The 22,773-nt window shown below is 69.4% G+C and carries 23 protein-coding genes; 10 read left to right on the top strand and 13 right to left on the bottom strand.

The genetic code is table 11. The features are described from left to right. Positions 1-40: 40 nt before the first annotated feature. The 5 genes from AC3WOH_RS10610 to amaB are packed head-to-tail and all read right to left on the bottom strand — an operon-like array spanning position 41 to position 6,741. The gene (locus tag AC3WOH_RS10610) at positions 41-1,741 is read right to left on the bottom strand and encodes a thiamine pyrophosphate-binding protein (protein ID WP_492229320.1); all 1,701 of its coding nucleotides are present in this window, start codon (positions 1,739-1,741) and stop codon (positions 41-43) included. 48 nt (positions 1,742-1,789) lie between these two features. Next, entirely contained in the window at positions 1,790-3,016 is a 1,227-nt protein-coding gene (locus AC3WOH_RS10605; RefSeq protein ID WP_492229319.1) for a pyridoxal phosphate-dependent aminotransferase, read from the bottom strand. Then, on the bottom strand, positions 3,013-3,933 hold the full coding sequence (locus AC3WOH_RS10600; protein WP_492229318.1) for an amino acid ABC transporter substrate-binding protein: 921 nt from the start codon (positions 3,931-3,933) through the stop codon (positions 3,013-3,015). The genes AC3WOH_RS10605 and AC3WOH_RS10600 overlap by 4 nt, the downstream gene beginning before the upstream one ends. Before the next feature lie 59 nt (positions 3,934-3,992). After that, positions 3,993-5,168 carry an NAD(P)/FAD-dependent oxidoreductase gene (locus tag AC3WOH_RS10595; protein WP_492229317.1) on the bottom strand — a complete coding sequence of 392 codons (1,176 nt, stop codon included), beginning with the start codon at positions 5,166-5,168 and terminating at the stop codon, positions 3,993-3,995. Between the two features lie 34 nt (positions 5,169-5,202). Next, a complete protein-coding gene (amaB, locus tag AC3WOH_RS10590) occupies positions 5,203-6,741 on the bottom strand; it encodes an L-piperidine-6-carboxylate dehydrogenase (RefSeq protein WP_492229315.1) in 1,539 nt (512 codons plus the stop codon). 196 nt (positions 6,742-6,937) lie between these two features. On the opposite strand from amaB, the gene AC3WOH_RS10585 reads away from it, so the two are divergent. After that, a complete protein-coding gene (locus AC3WOH_RS10585; protein ID WP_492229314.1) occupies positions 6,938-7,840 on the top strand; it encodes a LysR family transcriptional regulator in 903 nt (300 codons plus the stop codon). Positions 7,841-7,861: 21 nt separating this feature from the next. Here the strand turns inward: AC3WOH_RS10585 and AC3WOH_RS10580 are convergent, their stop codons facing one another. Beyond that, positions 7,862-8,257: an MAPEG family protein gene (locus tag AC3WOH_RS10580; protein ID WP_492229313.1), complete on the bottom strand. Its 396-nt coding sequence runs from the start codon at positions 8,255-8,257 to the stop codon at positions 7,862-7,864. A 91-nt stretch (positions 8,258-8,348) separates the two neighbouring features. After that, complete coding sequence (locus AC3WOH_RS10575; protein WP_492229312.1) at positions 8,349-9,212, bottom strand: IclR family transcriptional regulator; 864 nt, start codon at positions 9,210-9,212, stop codon at positions 8,349-8,351. A 249-nt stretch (positions 9,213-9,461) separates the two neighbouring features. On the opposite strand from AC3WOH_RS10575, the gene AC3WOH_RS10570 reads away from it, so the two are divergent. The 8 genes from AC3WOH_RS10570 to AC3WOH_RS10535 all read left to right on the top strand — a co-directional run bounded on the left by AC3WOH_RS10570 (position 9,462) and on the right by AC3WOH_RS10535 (position 17,335). Beyond that, positions 9,462-10,550 (top strand): ABC transporter ATP-binding protein, encoded by a 1,089-nt coding sequence (locus AC3WOH_RS10570; RefSeq protein ID WP_492229311.1) that lies wholly within the window; start codon positions 9,462-9,464, stop codon positions 10,548-10,550. After that, complete coding sequence (locus AC3WOH_RS10565; RefSeq protein WP_492229309.1) at positions 10,547-11,407, top strand: ABC transporter permease; 861 nt, start codon at positions 10,547-10,549, stop codon at positions 11,405-11,407. The genes AC3WOH_RS10570 and AC3WOH_RS10565 overlap by 4 nt, the downstream gene beginning before the upstream one ends. 12 nt (positions 11,408-11,419) lie before the next feature. Beyond that, on the top strand, positions 11,420-12,214 hold the full coding sequence (locus AC3WOH_RS10560; protein ID WP_492229308.1) for an ABC transporter permease: 795 nt from the start codon (positions 11,420-11,422) through the stop codon (positions 12,212-12,214). Positions 12,215-12,220: 6 nt separating this feature from the next. Beyond that, positions 12,221-12,532, top strand: coding sequence for a (2Fe-2S)-binding protein (locus AC3WOH_RS10555; RefSeq protein WP_492229307.1), 312 nt, complete (start codon positions 12,221-12,223; stop codon positions 12,530-12,532). Further along, on the top strand, positions 12,529-13,932 hold the full coding sequence (locus tag AC3WOH_RS10550; RefSeq protein ID WP_492229306.1) for an FAD/NAD(P)-dependent oxidoreductase: 1,404 nt from the start codon (positions 12,529-12,531) through the stop codon (positions 13,930-13,932). Before AC3WOH_RS10555 ends, AC3WOH_RS10550 begins: the two co-directional genes overlap by 4 nt. Further along, positions 13,929-15,101, top strand: a complete 1,173-nt coding sequence (locus tag AC3WOH_RS10545; protein ID WP_492229305.1) for an NAD(P)/FAD-dependent oxidoreductase — start codon at positions 13,929-13,931, stop codon at positions 15,099-15,101. Before AC3WOH_RS10550 ends, AC3WOH_RS10545 begins: the two co-directional genes overlap by 4 nt. 49 nt (positions 15,102-15,150) lie before the next feature. Further along, on the top strand, positions 15,151-16,218 hold the full coding sequence (locus tag AC3WOH_RS10540; RefSeq protein ID WP_492229304.1) for an ABC transporter substrate-binding protein: 1,068 nt from the start codon (positions 15,151-15,153) through the stop codon (positions 16,216-16,218). Positions 16,219-16,405: 187 nt separating this feature from the next. Beyond that, a complete protein-coding gene (locus tag AC3WOH_RS10535; protein WP_492229303.1) occupies positions 16,406-17,335 on the top strand; it encodes a c-type cytochrome in 930 nt (309 codons plus the stop codon). A gap of 33 nt (positions 17,336-17,368) precedes the next feature. Here AC3WOH_RS10535 and AC3WOH_RS10530 read toward each other — a convergent pair whose 3' ends face one another. The 5 genes from AC3WOH_RS10530 to AC3WOH_RS10510 form a co-directional block, all read right to left on the bottom strand. Then, positions 17,369-18,097: a cupredoxin domain-containing protein gene (locus AC3WOH_RS10530; protein ID WP_492229302.1), complete on the bottom strand. Its 729-nt coding sequence runs from the start codon at positions 18,095-18,097 to the stop codon at positions 17,369-17,371. Between the two features lie 15 nt (positions 18,098-18,112). Continuing rightward, a complete protein-coding gene (locus AC3WOH_RS10525) occupies positions 18,113-18,550 on the bottom strand; it encodes a group I truncated hemoglobin (protein ID WP_492229301.1) in 438 nt (145 codons plus the stop codon). A 25-nt stretch (positions 18,551-18,575) separates the two neighbouring features. Next, positions 18,576-19,508, bottom strand: a complete 933-nt coding sequence (locus AC3WOH_RS10520) for a DUF3034 family protein (protein WP_492229300.1) — start codon at positions 19,506-19,508, stop codon at positions 18,576-18,578. Between the two features lie 291 nt (positions 19,509-19,799). After that, positions 19,800-20,606 (bottom strand): anti-sigma factor, encoded by an 807-nt coding sequence (locus AC3WOH_RS10515; RefSeq protein ID WP_492229299.1) that lies wholly within the window; start codon positions 20,604-20,606, stop codon positions 19,800-19,802. 10 nt (positions 20,607-20,616) lie between these two features. Then, a complete protein-coding gene (locus tag AC3WOH_RS10510; protein ID WP_492229298.1) occupies positions 20,617-21,195 on the bottom strand; it encodes an RNA polymerase sigma factor in 579 nt (192 codons plus the stop codon). Positions 21,196-21,443: 248 nt separating this feature from the next. Here AC3WOH_RS10510 and AC3WOH_RS10505 point away from each other — a divergent pair, with 248 nt between their 5' ends. After that, the gene (locus tag AC3WOH_RS10505; protein WP_492229297.1) at positions 21,444-21,827 is read left to right on the top strand and encodes a c-type cytochrome; all 384 of its coding nucleotides are present in this window, start codon (positions 21,444-21,446) and stop codon (positions 21,825-21,827) included. 16 nt (positions 21,828-21,843) lie between these two features. On the opposite strand, the gene AC3WOH_RS10500 is transcribed toward AC3WOH_RS10505, so the two are convergent. Then, positions 21,844-22,773: a DMT family transporter gene (locus AC3WOH_RS10500; protein WP_492229296.1), complete on the bottom strand. Its 930-nt coding sequence runs from the start codon at positions 22,771-22,773 to the stop codon at positions 21,844-21,846.

The raw sequence follows: 22,773 nt of genomic DNA, 5'->3' as shown, positions 1-22,773 counted from the left end.
GTCAGCCGCCCGGCCGAAAGCAGGGTTGGATGCGGTACGACTACTTCTTGGCCAGGGCCGCGTTGCGCAGGCCCTGCAGCGTGCCCGTGGGCGTGATGGCCTCGGGGTCGATCAGGCAGTGCAGCACGCTGGGCAGGCCGCTGGCACGGGCTCGGGCCAATGCAGGGCCGAATTCCTCGGTGCTGGTGACGCGCTCACCATGGCCGCCGAAGGCCTGGGCATAGGCCTTGAAGTCGGGGTTCTTGAGGGCCGTGGCGCTGATGCGGCCCGGGTACTCGCGCTCCTGGTGCATGCGGATGGTGCCGTACATGGCGTTGTCCAGCAGCACCACGATGATGGGCAGGCCGTACTGCACGGCGGTGGCGAACTCCTGGCCGTGCATGAGGAAGTCGCCGTCGCCCGCGAAGATCACCACCTCGCGCTGCGGCCACAGGCGCTTGCCGACCACGCCGGCCGGCAGGCCGTAGCCCATGGAGCCGCTGGTGGGCGCCAGCTGGCTGGCATAGGTCGTGAAGGGCCAGAAGCGGTGGATCCAGGTGGCGAAGTTGCCTGCGCCATTGCAGAAGATGGTGTCGGCCGGCAGCACTTCCTTGAGGTGCTGCATCACCTGGCCCATCTGCAAGTCACCGGGGATGCGGATGGGGGCGGTATCGCTCCAGGCCAGGTACTCGGCATGGGCGGCCTCGGCATGGGCCGCCCAGGGCATGGCGGCCGTGGGGCGTACCGCAGCCAGCGCGGCCGTGAAGGCCTGCGGCGTGGCATGGATGGCCTGCGCGGGGCGGTACAGCCGGCCCAGTTCGTCGGCGTCGGCATGCACGTGCACCAGCGGCTGCACAGGGTTGGGGATGGCGAACAGCTCGTAGCCCTGCGAGGGCACTTCGGACAGGCGGCCACCAACGACCAGCACCAGGTCCGACGCGCGGATGCGCGCGAGCAGCTTGGGGTTCACGCCCAGGCCCAGGTCGCCGCCATAGCAGGCGTGCGTGGCCGGGAACAGCATCTGCCGGCGGAACGAGCAGTACACGGGCAGCGACCAGGCTTCGGCAAAGGCCGTGAACTCGCGCACGGCCTGCTCGGACCAGCGGCTGCCGCCCAGGATGGCCACGGGCTGCTTCGCCTTGCCCAGGCGCTCGGCCAGCTCGGCCATCTGCGCGGCGCCAGGGTGGGTCTCGGCCACCTGGTAGGGCAGCGCGTCGGCCACGCTGGCGGCCTCGGTCAGCATGTCCTCGGGCAGGGCCACCACCACGGGGCCGGGGCGGCCCGAGGTGGCGACGTGGAAGGCGCGCGAGATGAGTTCGGGCACGCGCGCCGGGTCGTCGATCTCCACCACCCACTTGGCCATGGTGCCGAACACGGCACCGTAGTCCAGCTCCTGGAAAGCCTCGCGCCCCAGCGCCCCGCGCGCCACCTGGCCCACGAACAGGATCATGGGGGTCGAGTCCTGGTGCGCGATGTGCACGCCGGCCGAGGCATTGGTGGCGCCCGGGCCGCGCGTGACGAAGCAGATGCCCGGCCGGCCCGTGAGCTTGCCCTGGGCCTCGGCCATCATGGCGGCGCCGCCTTCCTGGCGGCAGACGGTGACGGCGATGCTCGCATCGTGCAGCGCATCCAGCACGGCCAGGTAGCTCTCGCCCGGCACGCAGAACAGCTGCTTGACGCCGTGGGTGATGAGCTGCTGCACCAGGATCTGGCCGCCCGTGCGGCTGGCGGTGGTGGTGCTGGAAGGGGAAGGCGTGGTCATGTCAGAGGTCCGGAACGAGAGAAACAGAAAAAGGAAATCACAGGGGCCTCAGCGCAGCGCCTCGCATGCGCGGCGGATGCGCGCGCAGGCTTCCTGCAGGTCGGCCATGGACGCAGCGTACGAGATACGGAAGTACGGCGCCAGCCCCAGCACGCTGCCGGGCACCACGGCCACATGGAACTCGCGCAGCAAGTAGTCGCAGAAATCGGCATCGCTGCGCAGCGTGGCACCGCCCGGCGTGGTGCGGCCCAGCACGCCTTCGCAGCTGGCGAAGGTGTAGAACGCGCCTTCGGGCACGCGGCAGCGCAGCCCGGGCGATGCGTTGAGAGAAGCCACCACCAGGTCGCGCCGCGCCTGGAACTCGCGGCAGCGCTCGGCCACGATGTCCTGCGGGCCGGTGAGCGCGGCCACGGCCGCAGCCTGGCTGATGGACGAGGCGCACGAAGTGGCCTGGCTCTGCACCACGGCCATGGCCGCAATCAGTGCGCGCGGGCCCGCGCCGTAGCCGATGCGCCAGCCCGTCATGGCATACGACTTGGAAACCCCGTTCACTGTGAGCGTGCGCTCGCGCAGCGCAGGCATCACCGCCGCGGGTGTGGCGAAGGCATGGCCGTCGTACAGGATGTGCTCGTAGATGTCGTCCGCCAGCACCCAGACCTGCGGGTGGTTCAGCACCACCTGCAGGATGGGCTGGAGCTGTTCGGCGCTGTAGGCCGTGCCGCTGGGGTTGGAGGGAGAGTTGATGAACACCCAGCGCGTGCGCGGCGTGATCGCGGCGTCGAGCTGTTCGGGCGTGATGCGAAAGCCGTTGGCCTCGCTGCAGGGCACCACCACGGGCACGCCGCCTGCGATCAGCACCATGTCGGCGTACGAGGTCCAGTACGGTGCGGGCAGGATCACCTCGTCGCCGGGGTTCAGGCTGGCCATCAGCGCGTTGTAGATGACCTGCTTGGCACCGGCACCCACCGTGATCTCGTGGGTGGCGAACTCCAGCCCGTTGTCCTTGCGGAACTTGTGCTGGATGGCGGCCTTGAGCTCGGGCGTGCCGTCCAGCACGGTGTAGTGGGTCTCACCCCGCGCCATGGCCTGCTGCGCCGCCTCCTGGATGTGCAGGGGCGTATCGAAGTCCGGCTCGCCCAGGCCCAGCACGATCACGGGCTGGCCCTGGCGCTTGAGCTCGTTGGCGGCCTGGGTGATGCGCACGATGTCCGAGACACCGATGGCGCTGATGCGGTCGGCCGCGCGAAAGGCCGTGGCGGGGATGGCGGCGTTCATTGCTGGTAGGTCTCCAGGGGCTTGTCGTTGGGGGCAGCGAACAGCTGGCGCAGTGTGGTGCCCAGCGGCAGGTTCAGGCCCACGTTCTTGGGCGGGATGGGGGCGACGAACCACTTGGTGTAGATCTTCTCCATCTCGCCGCTCTGCATGAGCTTGGTGAGCACGCCGTCCACGGCAGCCTTGAAGGTCGGGTCGTCCTTGCGGAACAGCAGCGCGATCGGCTCGGCGCCCAGCGGCTCGCCCACGATGCGGTAGGCCGAGGGGTCCTTGGAGTTGGCGATCATGCCGGCCAGCAGGTTGTCGTCGAGCACGAAGGCGTCGGCGCGGCCGGATTCGAGCAGCAGGAAGCTTTCGTGGTGGTCCTTGCCCAACACGGTCTTGATGGGTGCACCGCCCAGGGCACGCTCCTGCTTGCGCAAGAGTTGCACGGCCGTGGTGCCGGTGGACGCCGCGATGGTGCGGCCCGCGAGCTGGCTGATGGACTTCAGGTCCGAGTCCGTGCGCACCGCCATGCGCACTTCGCTCACGTAGGTGGTCACGGCGAAGGCCACCTGCTGCTGGCGCGCGGTGTTGTTGGTGGTGGGGCCGCAGCCGATGTCGAGCGTGCCGTTCTGCACCAGCGGCAGCGTGTTCTGCGCGGTCACGGCCATGTATTCGAGCTTGGCGGTGGGCGCGATCTCCTTGAGCACGCGCTCGCACAGCTCGACGTGGTAGCCCACGTACTTGTCGTTGGCGCCCAGTGCATAGGCCATGGGCGGCGAGGTCTCGCGCACGCCAAGCACCACCTTGCCCGACGCCTTGATCTTGTCGAGCGTGGTGGTGGCCGCTGTTTGCGCATGCGCAGGCGCGAAGGCCATGCAGGCGATTGCCAGCCCTGCGGCCAGCGCGGTGAAAGTGACCTTGTGGAAAGATGCCATGTCGTCGTCTCCTTGTGCTTATGGTTGGGAAAAGGGTGAAGCGTGTCTTGCGTCAGGGCTCAGATCACGTTCTTTTCGAGCAGCGGCGCGTTGCGTGCGATGCGCGTGATGGACAGCGGCGAGAGGTCCAGGCTCTGGTAGCCGCCCGTGAGCAGCAGCTCGGCCACGCCGCGGCCCACGGCCGGGCACTGCTGCAGGCCATGGCCCGAGAAGCCGTTGGCGAAGACCAGGTTGTCGCAATCGGGGGACAGGCCCACGATGGCGTTGTGGTCGAAGGTGTTCATCTCGTAGTAGCCGGCCCAGGCGCCCTGCATGCGCAGCGCCTCGAAGCCCGGGATGCGCTCGGCCAGGGTGGGCCAGACATGCTCCTCGAAGGCGTGGTGCTCGGGGTCGAGCGGGGCGAAGTCCGCGTCCTGGTCGGCCGGCGGCGCGAAGCCCGCGATGAAGCCACTGCCCTCGGGCCGCAGCCAGATGCCGCTGGTGTCGATGAGCAGCGGGCAACGCGGCAACGATGCAGGACTGGAGAGATGGAACACGGTGCGGCGCTTGCCCACCACGGGCAGCGCGATACCGGCCCAGCCCGCGATGGCGCCGGCCCAGGGGCCACCGGCATTCACGACCTGGCTGCAAGGCAGCGTGGCACCGCTTTTCAGCCGCACGGCAGTGACATGCTGCACGCCGCCGCTGGTGGCCATCTCGAAACCCACGGCCTCGTCGGCCACATAGCGCACGCCCTGGCTCTGTGCCTTCTTGCGCAGGGCGGTGAGCAGCAGGTAGCCATCGAACCAGCCCTCGCCCGACAGGCCGAGCGAGCCCAGTGTCACATCCTGCAGCGCCAGCCAGGGGAAGCGCGCGGCCAGCTCGGCCGGCGTGAGCAGCGCCACATCGGCCCCATGGCGTTTTTGCAGTCCATGGTTGTCGCGCAGCGTGGCCTCGCCCGCGGCGGTGGCCAGGTAGAGGTAGCCGCCCTCGTGCAGGCCGATGTCGGGCACGTCGCCCTTGCAGGCCAGCAAGCTGCCCACGTTGCGCAGAAAGCCGATGCCATAGGCCGAGATCTGCACGTTGATGTCGGTGGAAAACTGCTGGCGGATGGAGCTGGCCGACAGGGCCGAAGAGGCCTGCGCGTAGCTCGGGTCACGCTCCACCACCACGACCTCACAGCCCGGCCGCTGGCGTGTCAGTTCGTAGGCGATGGCGCTGCCGATGACGCCGCCGCCGATGATCACGATGGACATGGGGTGCTTGCTCCTGCCGGCGAACTGGAACCGCTTAGACGTCGAACTTCACGCCCTGCGCCAAGGGCAGTGCGGTGGAGTAGTTGATGGTGTTGGTCGCGCGGCGCATGTAGGCCTTCCAGCTGTCGGAGCCGGCTTCGCGGCCGCCGCCGGTTTCCTTCTCGCCACCGAAGGCGCCGCCGATCTCGGCACCGCTCGGTCCGATGTTGACGTTGGCGATACCGCAGTCCGAGCCTGCGGCGGACATGAACTGCTCGGCCTCGCGCACGTTGAGCGTGAAGATCGAGGACGACAGGCCCGCACCCACGGCATTGTTCCAGGCGATGGCCTCGTCCAGCGTGCTGTAGCGCACCACATAAAGGATGGGCGCAAAGGTCTCGTGCAGGGCCGGGCCTTCGTGCTTGCGCAGTTCGACCAGTGCAGGGCGCACGTAGTAGGCATCGCTGCCGCCCAGGCCCGGCACGCGCTCGCCGCCGTGCACCTTGGCGTCCAGGGCGCGGGCTTCGTCCAGTGCCTTCTGCATGCCGTCAAAGGCGCCGCGGTCGATCAGCGGGCCGACCAGGGTGCCGGCGGTGCGCGGGTCGCCCACCTGCACATTGCTGTACACCTTGCGCAGCTGGGGCACCAGGCTGTCGTAGATGCTGTCGTGCACGAACAGGCGGCGCAGCGTGGTGCAGCGCTGGCCGGCCGTGCCCATGGCGGCGAAGGCGATGCCGCGCAGGGCCAGGTCCAGGTCGGCCGTGGGGGCGACGATGGCGGCGTTGTTGCCGCCCAGCTCCAGGATGGCGCGCGCGAAACGGGCCGCCAGGCGCGGGCCGACCGCACGGCCCATGGCCGTGGAGCCGGTGGCCGAGAGCACGGCCACGCGGGCATCGTCCACCAGCACCTCGCCGATGCCGCGCTGGCCGATCAGCAGTTCCAGCAGGCCTTCGGGCGCATCGCCGAAACGGGCCAGGGCGCGTTGGGCAATGGCATGGGTGGCCAGGGCCGTGAGGGGCGTCTTCTCGGACGGCTTCCACACCACCGAATCACCGCAGACCAGGGCCAGCGCCGCGTTCCACGACCACACGGCCACGGGGAAGTTGAAGGCCGAGATCACGCCGCACACGCCCAGCGGATGCCAGGTTTCCATCATGCGGTGACCGGGGCGCTCGGTGGCGATGGTCAGGCCGTAGAGCTGGCGCGACAGGCCGACCGCGAAGTCGCAGATGTCGATCATCTCCTGCACCTCGCCCAGGCCTTCGGACGGGATCTTGCCCGCCTCGATGGTCACGACCAGGCCCAGGTCGTCCTTGGCGGCACGCAGCTCCTCGCCCAGCAGGCGCACCAGTTCGCCGCGCCGCGGCGCCGGCACCTTGCGCCAGGCCAGGAAGGCGGCCTGCGCGCGGGCGATGGCGGCGGTGGCGTCGGCTGCCGACACCTCGCGCACGGCACCAATAGCCTCGCCCGTGATGGGCGAGCGCACCGGCAGGTCGCCGCCGGTATAGGCCGTGCGCGGCACGCCCAGGCGCTGCAGCAGCGCATCGACATCGGTCACGAGGGAGGAGGAAGGGGCAGCAGAGGGTGCGGACATGGCGGTGTTCCAGAAATCAATCCGCCCAATATCGCCCAATCGGGCCTGCGCCGATAGCAAAATATTGGAACAACTTGATTCACAAATAGAATGAACTCCACTCAAGTGCTTGCCCCCTTGCAGGGCAAACAGAGCACCATATCGGTGCGCCAGCCGTAGAAACCCTGAGAATCATTCCCCAGGAGCATGAACAGCGATGCTGCGCAAGACCTTTCTGCCACCCGTGGCCGACCTCCTGGCCTTCGAGGCCGCAGCGCGCCACACCAGCGTGTCGCGCGCGGCCGAGGAACTGCACCTGACGCAGAGCGCCGTCTCGCGCCAGATCCGCCAGCTCGAAGAACAGCTGGGCACGGCCCTGTTCCACCGCGTGCGCCAGCGCGTGGTGCTGACCGATGCCGGGCGCGTCTATGCGGCCGACGTGCGTGCGCTGCTGCAGCAGTTGTCGGCCGCCACGCAGAAGGCCATGGCCTTTTCGAGCGCAGGCGGCCTGCTCAACCTGGCCGTGCTGCCCACGCTTGGCACGCGCTGGCTGATCCCGCGGCTGACGGGCTTCATGGCCTTGTACCCCGATGCCACGGTGAACTTTTCGGCGCGCTCGGAACCCTTTGACTTCGCCCAGGAGCCCCTGGACGCGGCCATCCACTTCGGTGCCCCGCACTGGGCGGGGGCGGTGTGCGAGTACCTGATGCACGAGGAGGTGCTGCCCGTGTGCAGCCCGCACTACCGCGCGCAGCAGGGCTTGCACAGCCCGGCCGACCTGGCGCGCGCCGTGCTGCTGCAGCAGAACACCCGCCCCACCCAGTGGGCGGAATGGTTCGAGCATGTGGGCGCGCCCACGCCCCTGGCGCTGCGCGGGCCGCGCTACGAGCAGTTCTCGATGATCGCGCAGGCAGCGGTCTCGGGCCTGGGCGCGGCCGTGCTGCCGCGCTTTCTGATCGAGGGCGAGCTGGCCTCGGGCGCGCTGGTGGCACTGTCGTCCGAGGTGCTGCGCAGCAGCGAGGCCTACTACCTCGTCTACCCCGAGGCGCGCGCCCAGACACCGCTGGTCAAGGCTTTTCGCGACTGGCTGCTGGCGCAGTGCGCGGCCACGGCCGCCTGAGCGGCCCACCGCCCGCGGTGCCTACAGCAGGGCGGCAGCCATCATCCCCAGCCCGGCGATGCTGACGGCCCAGGTCGCCGTGCGCACATACGGGATGCCGACGTAGTACACGGGGATGTAGACCATGCGCGCCCAGAAGAACACCTGGGCGCCCAGCACCACCAGGCTGCCGGTACGGTTGCTGGCCGTGGCCGCCAGGCCCAGGATGGCAAAGAACACCAGGTTCTCGAAGCTGTTGCGCGCCGTGCGCTCGGCGCGGCCGGCAAAGGCCCCCGGGTCATCCAGATGGTCGCGGTTGCCGAAGGCCAGCAGCAGGCCCGAGGGCGTCCACGCGCGGGCGCGGATCAGGCTGGCCACCACCACCAGCAGCCAGGTGATGATGGCGAAGTACACGACGAGGGCAAGAATGGGGTTCATGGCAGCCTGGGTCTGAGGGGGTGAAGAAAGCCGCATCCCTGGCACCGGGACGGGGCAGGAACCCGCAGCATACGCCGCCCGCCAGGTGCTCTCAGTCGACCGATGAAGCCGGCGTGCTGCCCGGCACCAGGCGCTGCTCGGGCTGCTGCCCCGCCAGGCTTTGCGCAGGCCGGCGCAGCGTGGCATCGAAGGGGTGGATGCGCGGGCCGATGGCCGCGGCCTCGCGCTTGAGCAGTTCCACCACCGTGGGCAGGCGGTCTTCGTTGAGGCGCGCCGAGATGGTGCCCACGCTCAGCGCGGCCACGGCGCGGCCCTCGCGGTCGAGCACGGGCACGCCCACGCCGGCCATGCCTTCGAGCAGGCCGGTGTTGCGCGCGGCATAGCCGCTCTGGCGCACGCGCTCGATCTCGGTGCGCAGGTAGACCTCGTCGTACACGCCGTACTCGCGCACGCGCGAGAGGTTGAAGCGGATCACCTCCTCTCGCTCGGCCTCGGGCAGAAAGGCCAGGATGGACAGCGCCCCCTGCCCCACGCCCAGTGCCACCCGGCCGCCGATGTCGCCGGTGAAGGAGCGGATGGGGAACGGCCCCTCGCTGCGGTCCAGGCAGATCGCGTCGAAGCCGCTGCGCACCAGCAGGAAAATGCTGTCGCCCAGGCTCGCGCTCAGGCGCAGCAGCGCGGGCCGGCACAGCGTGCGCAGGTCGCCCGGGTTGCCGGCCTTGGCGGCGAGCGCGAAGAACTCGGTGGACAGGCGGTAGAGCTTGCTGCGCTCGTCCTGCTCGGCCATGCCCTCTGCGACCAGCGACTGCAGCAAACGGTGCGTCGTGCCCTGGGTCAGGCCCACGGCGCGCGCCAATTGGGTGACCCGGCCGCCCTCGGCCTGCACCTCGGCGAGGGCGCGGATGACGGCAAACATGCGGGGCACTCCGCCCGTGGAGGTCGACGTTGGTTCCATGCACTGCTCCTGTGGAATAGATGGCATTTTCTGCGTGCATCATATTCCATTAAACGGAATAAATTCAATAAATATTCTGATTAATGGAATACCCGATGCGATCTGGCCTGATTACTGCAATACATTGAATCGAAAGCGCAAGACAGTCCACGGAATGCCCTTTCCTGCACCGCCTCGGTGCAGGCAGGCCATGGCCCCGCAGGACTGCCACGGCGCGGCGATGGAACCCCCGACCAGAAAGGCCCCTGCATGTCCTTCCTTCAACTCACCGACGTGACCAAGTTCTATGGCAGCACCTGCGCGGTGCAGGCCATGAACCTGGCGGTGGAAAAAGGCGAATTCGTGTCGCTGCTGGGCCCCTCGGGCTGCGGCAAGACCACCACCTTGCAGATGGTGGCCGGCTTCGAGGCCGTGAGCAGCGGCCGCATCGAACTGGCGGGCCGCGACATCACGCATGCCAAGGCCAACACGCGCGGCCTGGGGATCGTGTTCCAGAGCTATGCCCTGTTCCCGCACATGACGGTGGCCGACAACGTGAGCTTTGGCCTGGAGATGCGCAAGGTGGCCAAGGCCGAGCGCAAGGAGCGCGTGGCCCAGGCCCTCGCGCTGGTGCACCTGGACCAGCACGCCACGCGCTACCCGCGCGAGCTCTCGGGCGGCCAGCGCCAGCGCGTGGCGCTGGCCCGCGCCCTGGTGATCGAACCACCCGTGCTGCTGCTCGACGAACCCCTGTCCAACCTCGATGCCAAGCTGCGCGAGGAGATGCAGTTCGAGCTGCGCCAGATCCAGCGCAAGGTGGGCACGACCACGGTGATGGTGACGCACGACCAGAGCGAGGCCATGTCCATCAGCGACCGCGTGGTGGTGATGGAGGCCGGCCGTGCCACGCAGATCGACCACCCGCACCGCGTCTACGAGCACCCGCGCACGCGCTTCATCTCCACCTTCGTGGGCAAGGCCAACCTGCTGCCCGGCCTGGTCACGGCCAGCAGTGGTGCACGCACCCATGTGAGTGTGGGATCGCTGGCGGTGGAGGTCGAAGGCCCGGCCTTCCGCTCCGGTGTGGCCGTGCTGCTCAGTGTGCGGCCCGAGAAGCTGCAGCTGGTGCCGGCCGTGCAGGGTCGGCTCGACGGTGAAGTGGGCGAGCGCTTCTTCCTGGGCAGCCAGTGGCTGTACCGCGTGGTGACCCCCGTGGGCGACCTGATGGTGCTGGCCCCCAACGATGGCCGCAACGCACTGGCCGAAGGTGAGCGCACGGGCGTGGACTGGCCCGACCACTGCATGCGCCTGCTGCCCGCCGACGAGAGCGCCCTGGCCGAGCTGGAGGCCACCCCATGAGCGGCCCCCTCCGCAAGGCCGTGCCCTGGTGGCTTTCGGGCCCGGCACTGCTGCTGTTCACCGCGCTGCTGCTGGTGCCGCTGGGCCTCACGGCGGTGCTGTCGTTCAACGCCTTCGACCCGGCCACGGGCGTGAAGGCTGGCGAGTTCACGCTGGAGCACTACGGCCATGTGTTCATGGACTCGTACTACCACGCCATCTTCTGGCGCACCTTCTGGGTCTCGGCCCTGGTCACGCTGATCTGCGTCGCCATCGGCGCGCCCGAGGCCTACATCCTGAGCCGCATGGCCAACCCCTGGCGCTCGGTACTGTTGCTGGTGGTGCTGGCGCCCCTCTTGGTATCGGTGGTGGTGCGGGCCTTCGGCTGGAGCATGCTGCTCGGCCCCGAAGGCCTGGTCAACGGCCTGTTCAAGCTGGTCGGCATCGGGCCGGTGAAGATGCTCTACACCGAGGTCGCCGTCATCATCGCGCTGGTGCATGTGATGCTGCCCTTCATGGTGATCCCCGTGTGGACCTCGCTGCAGAAGCTCGACCCCGGCGTGCAGAACGCGGCGCTCTCGCTCAAGGCCTCGCCCTTCACCACCTTGCGGCGCATCGTGCTGCCGCAGGTGCTGCCCGGCATCCTCTCGGGCAGCCTGATCGTGTTCGGCCTGGCGGCCAGCTCCTTCGCCATCCCGGGCCTGCTGGGCGGGCGGCGCCTGAAGATGGTGGCCACCATCGTCTACGACGAGTACCTGCACGAACTGAACTGGCCCCTGGGCGCTGCCGTGGCCCTGACCCTGCTGGTGGCCAACCTGGTGGTGATGCTGAGCTACAACCGCCTGGTTGAAGGCCGCTACAAAAAAGCCCTCGGATAAGGAGCGCCGAAGATGCACAAAAACGGCCCCATTGCCCTGGCGTTCAACGCCCTGGTCATCGCCTTCATGCTCGCGCCCCTGGTGGTCGTGTGCGTGGTGGCCTTCACGCCCGAGAACACGCTGACCCTGCCGACCACGGAGTTCTCGCTGCGCTGGTTCAAGGCGGTGTTCGAGCACCCGGACTTCGTGCAGTCGTTCTGGAACAGCCTGTGGCTGGCCCTGGCCTCGGCCACGCTGGCCACGGTGCTGGCCGTGCCCGCGGGCATCGCCATCACGCGCTACGACTTCCCCGGGCGCGGCTTTCTCAACGGCCTGTTCCTTTCGCCGCTGATCATTCCGCACCTGGTGCTGGGCGTGGCCCTGTTGCGCCTGTTCGCGCTGGTCGGTGGCAGCGGCAGCTTCGGCTGGCTGGTGCTGGCCCATGCGCTCATCGTCACGCCCTACACGCTGCGCCTGGTGGTGGCGGCGCTGGTGGGCTTTGACCGCAGCGCCGAGCATGCGGCCCTGTCGCTGGGCGCAAGCCAGGCCACGGTGTTCACGCGCATCACGCTGCCCATGATCCTGCCGGGCGTGACCGGCGGCTGGATGCTGGCCTTCATCAACAGTTTTGACGAGGTGACCATGTCGATCTTCGTCACCTCGCCCAGCACCGTGACCCTGCCGGTGCGCATGTACATGTACGCCACCGAGTCCATCGACCCGCTGATGGCCGCCGTCTCGGCGCTGATGGTGGGCGTGACCGCCCTGGCCATGGTGCTGCTGGACCGGGTCTACGGCCTGGACCGCGTGCTGGTGGGGCGCAAGTAAACCGTGATGACCATGACCCCTTCTTTAGCATCGCCGCTGCTGCGCCGCGTGGCCGAGACCGCGCGCCAGGCCGTGCCCTTCGTGCTCGATGGCCAGCCGGCCAGCGCGCTCGCAGGCGACACCGTGCTCACGGCCATCCTGACCCAGAAGGCGCAGCTGCGCCGCAACGAATTCAGCCACGAGCCGCGCGCCGGCTTCTGCATGATGGGCGCCTGCCAGGACTGCTGGGTGCAGACCGAGGGCGGCGAGCGTTTGCGCGCCTGCTCCACCTTCATCCAGCCGGGCATGGCCCTGTGCACCCAGGAAGGCGCGGCATGAGCGACACCCGCAAGACCTTGCAGGCCGTCATCGTGGGCGCGGGCCCGGCCGGCATCCGCGCGGCGCAGACCTTGGCCGCCTATGGCGTGCGCCCCGTGCTGCTCGACGAAGCGGCGCGTGGCGGCGGCCAGATCTACCGGCGCCCGCCCGCGCATTTCCAGCGCCCGGCCACGGCGCTGTACGGTACCGAGGCGGCACGCGCCACGGCCGTGCATGCCGCGCTCGACGGCATCGCCGAACGCATCGACTACCAGCCCGACAGCCTGGTCTGGAACGCCCAGGGCGGCCTGCTCGATGTGCTGCACGGCCCCACGCAGACCACGCGCAGCCTGCCCTACGGCCAGCTCATCGTGGCCAGCGGCGCGGCCGACCGCGTGCTGCCCGTGCCGGGCTGGACGCTGCCCGGCGTGTACAGCCTGGGCGGCGCCCAGGTGGCGCTCAAGTTCCAGGGCTGCACCATCGGCAGCCGCGTGGTGCTCATGGGCACGGGCCCTCTCTTGTACCTGGTGGCCTACCAGTACGCACGCGCCGGCACCAGCGTGGCCGCCGTGCTCGACACCGCACGCCTGGCCGACCAGGTGGCTGCCGTGCCCGCCATGCTGACCCAGCCCGCCACCTTTGCCAAGGGCGTGTACTACGTGGGCTGGCTGCGCGCACACGGCGTGCCCATCCACACCGGCGTGCGCCCCGTGCGCGTACTCGGCAGCGAGCGCGTGGAGGGCGTGGTGTGGAGCGATGGCACCCGCGAACACACCCTGGCCTGCGATGCCGTGGGCCTGGGCTATGCCCTGCGCTCGGAGACGCAGCTGGCCGACCTGCTGGGTTGCCGCTTCGCCTGGGCGCCCTTGCACCGTGCCCACCTGCCCGAGCGCGATGCCGCGGGCCGCACCAGCGTGGCCAACGTCTACCTGGCCGGCGACGGCGCGGGCATCATGGGTGCCGATGCGGCCGAATGGGCCGGCGAACGCGCCGCCCTGGCGCTGCTGGCCGACCAGGGCGTGCCGGTGGACGCCGCGCGCGCCCAGGCGCTGGAAGGCAAGCTCGCCCACCTGCAGCGTTTTCGCCAGGGGCTGGAGCGCGCCTTCCCCTTCCCCACCGACTGGGCAGCCCACGCGCCCGACGAGCTGGTGGTGTGCCGCTGCGAACACATCACCGCCGGCCAGTTGCGCGAGACCGTGCGCGAGTCTGGCGCCGACGAGATGAACCGCCTGAAGGCCCTGACCCGCGTGGGCATGGGCCGCTGCCAGGGGCGCAGCTGCGGGGTGGCCGCGGCCGAGATCCTGGCGCAGGCCACGGGCCAGCCCGTGGAACGGGTGGGCCGGCTGCGCGGGCAGGCGCCGATCAAGCCCATCCCCATCCACCTGCAGGCCGCCAGCCAGACCATCGGAGGTGCCGCATGAGCGCCGCCACGCCCCACCTGACCAGTGCAGCACGCCTGGTGGACACCGAAGTGGCCATCGTCGGCGGCGGCATCGTGGGCGCCTCGGCCGCGCTGGCATTGCGCCGCCGCGGCGTGGACGTGGTGCTGCTCGAACGCGACCTGTGCGGCTCGCGCTCCAGCGGCGTGAACTACGGCGGCGTGCGCCGCCAGGGCCGGCCCATGAGCCAGTTGCCACTCGCGCAGCGGGCCCACGAGATCTGGGGCCGGCTGCCCGCGCTGCTGGGCACCGATGGCGAGTACCAGCGTACGGGCCATTTCAAGATTGCGCGCAGCGAAGCCGACCTGGCCTCGCTGGAGAAGTACCAGGCGATGAGCCGCGACTTCGACCTGGGGATCGAGTTGCTCTCGGGTGCCCGCCTGCGCGAGCGCTGCCCCTGGCTCGGAGGCCGCGCCGTGGGCGGGTCGCTGTGCCCCGACGACGGGCAGGCCAACCCGCGCCTGGTGTCGCCCGCCTTCGCGCTGGCGGCACGGCGCGCCGGTGCGCACATCTTCGAACGCACACCGCTGACCGCGGTGGAGCACGATGGCCGGCAGTTCACGCTGCACTCGGGGCCAGCGCTGCAGGTGCGCGCGCCCGTGCTGATCAACTGCGCGGGGGCCTGGGCTGGCCCGCTGGCCGCGCAGTTCGGCGAAGCGGTTCCCCTGCGTTCGGGCCACCCGGCCATGGCCGTGACCGAGCCCCTGCCCTATTTCATGCAATGGAGCCTGGGCGTGGAAGGCGGCGGCATCTACTGCCGCCAGGTGGCGCGCGGCAACCTGGTGCTGGGCGGTGGGTCGGGCGTGGCGCTGGATGCCGACCGCGCCCGCTCGGAGCGCAGCGCCATCGCCGCGCTGGCCGTGCAGGCCATCGAGCTGCTGCCGGCCCTGAAGAACGCCCATTTCATCCGCACCTGGAGCGGTACCGAGGGCTACCTGCCCGACCGCCAGCCGGTGCTCGACACCAGCCGCACCACGCCCGGGCTCATCCACGGCTTTGGCTTTGCCGGCGCGGGCTTCCAGATCGGCCCCGCGGTGGGCGAAGTGCTGGCCGAACTCGCGCGTGACGGCCGCAGCAGCACGCCCACCGATGCCTTTGCCATTGACCGATTCGCCCTTGCAGATGCGCCGGCGGCCGCAACTGCCCATTGATTCCCTGTGCATTGACCGCTACCGTTCAACCCCCAGAAAGGAAAGACCCATGACCTCTTCTCGCCAGACTTCATTCCTGCGCCGTGCCCTGTTCACGGCCGCCGCCGCGGCGGCGCTGGCCGCCAGCGGCGTGGCCGGAGCGCAGACGAAAACGATCTACATCGGCATGAACGGCGGCACGATGGAGAAGGCGTACACGCAGTACGTCTTCCCGGCGTTCGAGAAGCTGCATGGCGCCAAGGTGGTGGTGGTGCCGGGCACGTCTTCGGACATCCTGGCCAAGGCCCAGGCCAACAAGGACAAGCCGCAGATGCACGTGATGTTCCTCGATGACGGCATCATGGTGCGCGCCATGGGCATGGGCCTGTGCCAGAAGCAGCGCCCCAACCCGCACCTGGCCGAGATCTACCCGGCCGCGCGCTTCAAGGACGACCTGGCCAGCGGCGTGAGCCTGGGCATGACGGGCATTGCCTACAACACCAAGATGTTCACCGAGAAGGGCTGGGCACCGCCGACCTCGTGGATGGACTTCGCCGACCCCAAGTACAAGGGCAAGGTGGTGTTCCAGTCCATGCCCTCCTCGTCCTTCGGCCTGCACGGCTTTCTGATGTTCAACCGCATCCAGGGCGGCAACGACAAAAACGTGGAGCCGGGCTTCAACAACTGGGCCAAGACCATCGGCCCGAACGTGCTCGAGTACATCCCGAGCTCGGCCAAGATCTCCGAGATGGTGCAGACCGGCGAGGCTGCGATGTTCCCGCTGACCCCTACGGCCGTGGCCGCGCTCAAGACCAAGGGCATCCCCGTGGAGTACGCCCAGCCCAAGGAAGGCTCGGTGGTGCTGATGGTCGGCCAGTGCGTGATCGCCAACAACAGCGAGCCCGAGCTGGCGCAAAAGCTCGCCGAGTTCCTGCTGAGCCCGCTGGCCCAGGCCAATGTGCTGCAGTTCGGCGCGCAGATCCCCACCAACCCCAAGGCCCCGGCCGTGGGCGAAGGCGCGGCCCAGGTGGCCCAGATCAGCCAGTGGATGAAGAACGCCGTGACGCTGGACTGGGACGCCGTGAACGCCAACCGCCCCGCCTGGAACACGCGCTGGAACAAGACCATCGAGCGCTGATCGGCGACAGCCGGCGGGGGGTGGGTCCGCCCCGTGGTGACCTGGTGGGCCACGCGGGCGGGTTGTGCGTGACATATGTCACCACCCGCACCGGCAGCTGGCGCCGCTGGTGCGCCAAATGGCCCTGCAGGACTTCAGAATCCGCCCCATCGGGTTTCTGAACCCATTCCTACAAGGCTTCCCCACCATGAAACGCTGGATCCAATGGACGGCAGGCAGCGCCCTGGTACTGGGCGTGCTGGTCGCCGCCACGGCTGCCACCGGCCTGTACCTGGCCGAGCAAAAGCGCAACCGCTACATCGACATCAAGCCCCGGCCCGTGGCCTACACGACCGAGGCGCAGACCGTCGAGCGCGGGCGCTACCTGTTCGCCTCGCGCGGCTGCACCGACTGCCATGGCGCCAGCGGCACGGGCCGCGAGTTCGTCAATGACGGCAAGGGCACGCGCCTGGCGGGGCCCAACATCACGCCGGCCGGCGTGGTGGCCCGCTACCAGCCCGAGGACTGGAACAGCGCCATCCGCCACGGCGTCAAGCCCAATGGCCGCCCGCTGCTGGTGATGCCCAGCGAAGACTACAACCGCCTGACCAACGACGACCTGAACGCACTGGTTTCCTACATCCGCCAGTTGCCCGCCAAGGAAGGCGGCACGCCTGCCGCCATCGAGCTGCCCCGCCCTGCCTGGGTGCTGTACGGCCTGGGGGTGATTCCCGATGCGGCCGGGCGCATCGACCACCAGCTGGCGCCCTCGCGCCCCGTGCCGGCCGGCGTGACGGTGGCCAACGGCCAGTACGTGGCCAACATGTGCATCGGCTGCCATGGCGCCAACCTGGCGGGCGGCAAGATCCCTGGCGGCCCGCCGGACTGGCCCGCAGCCGCCGACATCCGCCCCGGCAAGGACAGCTCCATGGCGCGCTACCCGACGGCAGACAGCTTCGTGGCCATGCTGCGCAACGGCAAGCGGCCCGATGGCACGCCCATCCAGGTCATGCCCTTCGAGTCCCTGGGCCAGCTGAGCGATGTGGATGCGCGCGCCCTGTACGCCTATCTGCAGGCCCTGCCCACCGACGGCAGCATGCCCCCACCCGCCGCAGCCGAGGTGGCGCTGAACCGCTGAAGCAGCCCGCGCGCCGCGCCCCGCGCCCGCCCGTCAGTGGGTGTGCTGGTGGGCCGGTTGCACCAGGCTGTACGAGCCCATGGGGCCGCCTGGCGCGGTGGAAGGCGGCGGTGCGCGGCGCACGCGCGGCACCACGCTCAGTTGCACCGTATCGAGCACCGGGCTGGTCACCACCTGCAAGGCCTTGCGCGGCAGGTCCACCAGCTGCTCGGCATGCCACACACGCACCTGCGCAGCCCCCTCGGGCACGCCGGCAAAGCGGGCGATGCCGTTGTCATCGGTCTTGAGCGTCCAGGCCGAGTCGGTCACGAACACATGGCCGCGCATCGACCCGTGCAGGTGGCAGCCCAGCAGCACCACGCCCGCGGTATCGAGCTTCACATCGGCGAAATTCGAGGGCTTGCCATCGGTCTTGCCGGCCAGGCGCAGCTCAAAGCCACCGGTGCCGGGCGAGGCGCTGGCAGCCGGCGTGGCGGCATTGCCGCGCACATGGTGGTCCCAGCGGTCCTGGTTGGTGAAGCGCACCGTGGTGCCGGGCACCACCACCGTCACCGCGGGCACGAAGCGCATTTTTTCCTGCTCGATCACCGGGCTGGGCGGCACCAGGGTGGGCGCGGCAGCACTGCCTGCGGGCGGGTAGACCACCACCACGGCATCGGGCACGGGCTTGCCCTCCTTGTCGAGTACCTGGATCTGGACATTGCCGGCCTGGGCCCCCGCAGCCAGGGCTGCCGCGGCAAATGCAAGAAGCGTGTGTTTCATCGGATGTTTTCTCCCTCAATGGACGGTGATCACGTCGCGGTGCATGGGCGCCAGCAGGGCCAGCAGGCGGTTCTGCTGCGCGAAAGGAATGCCCTGCGCGTCCATGGCGCTTTGCAGCACCTCGACGAGCGCATGGAAGTGGCCCTTGTTGATCTGCATGTCGGCATGGGCCGATTTCATATCGGCGCCTTCGTATTTGCAAGGCCCGCCGCTGAGCTGGCAGAACTGGTCGGCCAGGCTTTCCTTGAGCGCGGCGGGCTTGGTGTCCTTGAAGTGCGCGCCGATGCGCGGGTCCTTCACGGCGCGGTTGACGAAGTCGTCCACCAGGCGGTCGATGCCGGCCTTCTCGCCCAGCGCCTGGTACAGGCCGGCAGATGCTGCGGATTGGGCCAGCGCGGGCAGCGCCAGCAGACTGGCGCAGGCAAGGCCCAAGGCCATCAGGGTCTTTTTCATGGCTGTCTCCAGAAAATGCCAGGGGTCAGAAGGCGGCCTGTGCCGAGAGGTAGTAGCCGGTCTGGCGCCGGCCCTGGGTCACGCCGGGCACCACGCGGCCCAGGTCCACATAGGCCAGCGTGAGCGAGAAGTGCTTGCTCGGGGCCCAGGCGATGAAAATGTCTTTCCAGTCGTCCTCGCGCAGCCCGGCGCCCAGGCCGGCCGCTGCGCCCAGGGCCTGCAGGTTGTTGGGCTTGAAACGGTACTCGGCGCCCACGGCCAGGTCGCGGCGCAGCAGGTAGGCCACCGAAAACTCGGGCTGCAGGCTGCGCCCGTTCTTGCCGGGCGCGGCCGCGCCGAAGCCCAGCAGGCCGTTCTGGTTGGCGTTGGTGGAGCGCAGCGTCGCATTGACCAGCAGGCTCTGGGCCAGGAAGAGCTTGGTGGCGCTGACATAGACATCCGTGCCCTGGTTCTTCACCCCGAGGAAGTTGTAGACCGACTGGATGGAGCCGGGGTGGGCGCGCTTGTGCTCGATGCCCACCGCGATCTGCGGCATGAAGCTGTCGGCATCGAGCACCGCATCACCAGCCACGCGGAACTTGAGGCCGACCACGTCCATCTTGATGTGCTGGCCCGGGGTGACCCCGAAAGCCGCCACCCCGTTGAGCGCCAGGGCGGGCGATGCATCGAAATCCTGCCGCGCCAGCGACAGCTCGGCCCGGTCGAACAGCCCCACGGCCACCCCGTAGCCGGTGAGGCTGTAGTCGCGCGTACCGGCGCGCGTGGCGTAGCCGCTGAAGCCGACCTCGCCCTCGGTGGCATTGCTGCCGATCACGGCCCAGGGCGTGAGCCCCCCACCGGCCGACCCGGCAATGGTGTTCACGCCACCGGTGAGCCGCAGCTTGCCGGTATCGGCCTGGGCCAGCCCGGCCGCCAGGGCCAGGGCCGCGAACGCGAAAAATGGACGCCTGTGTGTCATCGAGGGCTCCCGCACGAAAGCGATGTAAGAGGATGTTGCACCCTACTTACGCAATCTGGTGCGCCACGGATTCAAAAACCACAGATATTTTTCTTCGATCCCTTTGTCGAGAGGCAACCGCCGCCAGCCCACATGACAGTGAACAAGCCACCGGCCTACCCAACTGGCGCGACCCAAGCCAGTGCCCCCCGCGCAAGGGCCGCCCCGCCGCGCTGGGGGCGTCCCCCTCCCAGATTGCGAAGCAATATGAGAGGGGGGGAAGGCGCAAAGCGACTCAGGGGGTGCTTCGCTCTACAACATGCGCTGAATCAGCTCGCCCTTGAACAGCACGGGGCCGGTGGGCCCGCCCGCGCTGGGCACGCCGCCCTTGGGCTCCAGGCTGATGGCCAGGGCGGGTACCTGGCGCACGTCGGCCTCGCCCGCGGTCAGGTTGAGCAGCCGCTCCTGGCCCAGCACCCCCAGGGAGCGCGGGCCGCCTGCGGGCGGCAAGGCCCACAGCTGGAGTGACTTGTCTGCCCCCTCCTGGAAGCCGCCCACGCGCTGCAGCTCCAGCCGGTTGTTCTTGGGGTCGAAGGTCACCAGCATCGAAGCGGCGGCCTTGTCGTCGGCCAGCACGGCCACGTACTGGATCTGTGGCGCGGCCTGCAGTTGCTGGCGCAATTCGGCGATCTGGGCACCGCTGCTGGCACGCAAGCCGCCGTTGACCTGCAGGCCCACCACCACGGCCACCACGGTGGCCAGGGCGCCCGCAGCGGCGGCACCGCGCCACAGCAGCAGGCTGCGCAGCCAGCCACCGGCCCCCGCAGGCACCGGCAGGGCCGGCTCGCCCGCCAGGCGTGCCGCCTGCAGGGCCTGGGCCTGGCGCTCTGCCTGCACCAGGTTGTGGATGCGCGTCCAGACGGCGGCGTCGGGCTTTGCCAGTTCCTGCAGCTCGGCCAGGCCCGACCAGTGGGTCTGCCAGACCAGGGCTGCCGCCCGCACGGCGGCCTGCTCGCGGGCCAGGGTTTCAAAACGGCGGCGTGCGCCGCCGCGCAGGGTGCCCAGCGCATAGCTGGCCGCCAGGCGGTCGAGCAGTTCGGGGTGTTGGGTGAGGTTCATGCTGCCCTCGTCAAACGTAGCGGGCCATGCACTGGCGCAACTGCTCCAGGCCGCGCCGGATCCAGCTCTTCACCGTGCCCAGCGGCAGCCGCAGCTGCTCGGCCAGTTCGCTGTGGCTCTGGTCGCGCAGGTAGGCCAGGCTCACCACCTCGCGCTGCTTGTTGTCGAGTTTGCCCAGGCACTGGTGCAGGGCAAAGGCCTGTTCGCTGGCCTGGGTGATGTCCATGGGGTTGGGCGAATCGCCCTCCAGGGTCTGGGCCATCTCGTCGTCGAACTCGTTCGTGACGTCGCTGCGGTCCGAAGCGCGCTTGCGCAGCGCGTCCAGCGCCCGGCTGCGCACGATCAGCCCCATCCAGGCCATGGGCGGGCTGAGCGAGGCGCGGTAGCTGCCCGCCCCGCGCCAGATGCTCAGGAAGGCCTCCTGCAGCACGTCCTCGGCCAGGTCGCGGTGGCGCACGATGCGCAGCGCCAGGCCGAAGAGCTTGGACGAGGTGCTCTCGTACAAGGCTTTCAGCGCGGAGTCGTCCTGTGCGGCGATGCGGTCGAGGAGGTACATCAGTTCACTGTCTGGGGTGAGGGTGCTGCTCATGCGCCCATTGTCTGGGATTGGCCAGAGGTCACGGTGGGGGTAAAGGTGTATGCGGTGAATACGCCACAAACTGCAGACTGGATGCACCAGCGCATTCCCCGCCACGTCGGCTCCCGTTCGCTGCATCCAGCGGGCTCGGCGCTGCGTATAGCCACCGGCCCCACTCCGAATCCAAATCCGAATCGTATGCCCATGAACCAGCACACCCCACCACACGCCAGCGCGGCGCCACCATGGTGCCCGGTGAAATGAGAAGCTTGTGCGCTGCGGCAATGGCGGCCAGCCTGCTGGGCATCGCCTGCTCCCACGCATCCGCCCAATCAGTGGAGCGCGGCCGCGCCGTCTACCAGGAGCACTGCGCCGGCTGCCACAGCGTGGACGTACACCGCGAAGGCCCGGCCCACCGGGGCGTGGTGGGCCGCCGCGCGGGCGCCCTCAAGGACTTTGACTACTCACCCGCGCTGCGCGACAGCAAGCTGCTGTGGACCCGCGCCACGCTCCGGGCCTGGCTGACCGACCCCGAGGCGCTGATCCCGGGCCAGGCCATGGACTACCACCTGGACGATGCACAGGAGCGCGAAGATGTGGTGGCCTATCTGGCCACGCTGCGGCGGCTGAGCGCGGCGCCCTGACACTGCACCGTGCCGTCTACCACTGCGCACAGATGCCCACCAGCCCCGCCAGCACCAGGGCCAGGCCGATGCCTTCGGTGCGCGACAGGCTCTCGCGGAACATGCGGCGCGACACCAGGTAGCTAAACAGCACTTCCACCAGGCCCAGGGTGCGCACATCGGACGCCGGGCGCATTGCATAGGCCGTGAACCAGGCGATGGAGGCCAGGGCGCCCATGGAGCCGGCCACCACCGACAGCCGCCAGGCGCGCGCAATCGCGCCCGCCACGGCGGGCTGGCGCGCCAGCAGCCAGCCGCCCAGCACCAGGGTTTGCAGCAGCTGCGCCCAGAACACGCCCCAGGCCCCTGCCACCCAGGGCGCCACGCCTTCGCCCAGGGCCAACGAGGCCCCGCGAAAACCCACGCTGGCCAGCGCAAAGCAGGCCCCCGAGGCCAGGCCATAGACCACCAGCTTGCCGCTGCTGCCCTCCCCCGCGCGCAGCGCGCGCCAGCCGCCCGCCGGCAACGAGAGCAGCACCACGCCCACGGTGGCCACGGCCATGGCACCCAAGGCCAGCGGGCCCGGCAACTCCTGCAGCAGCACGGCCGAGAACAGCGCGACCTGCAGCACCTCGGTCTTGGAATAGGCCACGGCGAGCACGAAATTGCGCTCCTTCATCGCCAGCAGCAAAAAGGCCGTGGCTCCCACCTGCGTGAGCGCGCCCATGGCCAGCCAGGCGGCATAGGGCAGCGAGAAATGCGGCACGCCATAGCCCGTTCCGACGAAGGTCAGCCCCGCCACCCAGGCCGAGGCCAGCGGCAGGCCATAGAGAAAGCGCACCAGTGTGGCCGCCAGCGTGCCCAACTCGGCCGTGACGGAGCGCTGTGCTGCGTTGCGCGCCGTCTGGGCGAGCGCGGCCCAGAGGGTGAGGGGAATCCAGGCCCAGGCCATCCATGCAAGTGTCAT

This window comes from Acidovorax sp. FW305-C-20-28 (assembly GCF_058783375.1).
This window is presented reverse-complemented; position numbering and strand designations above follow the sequence as displayed.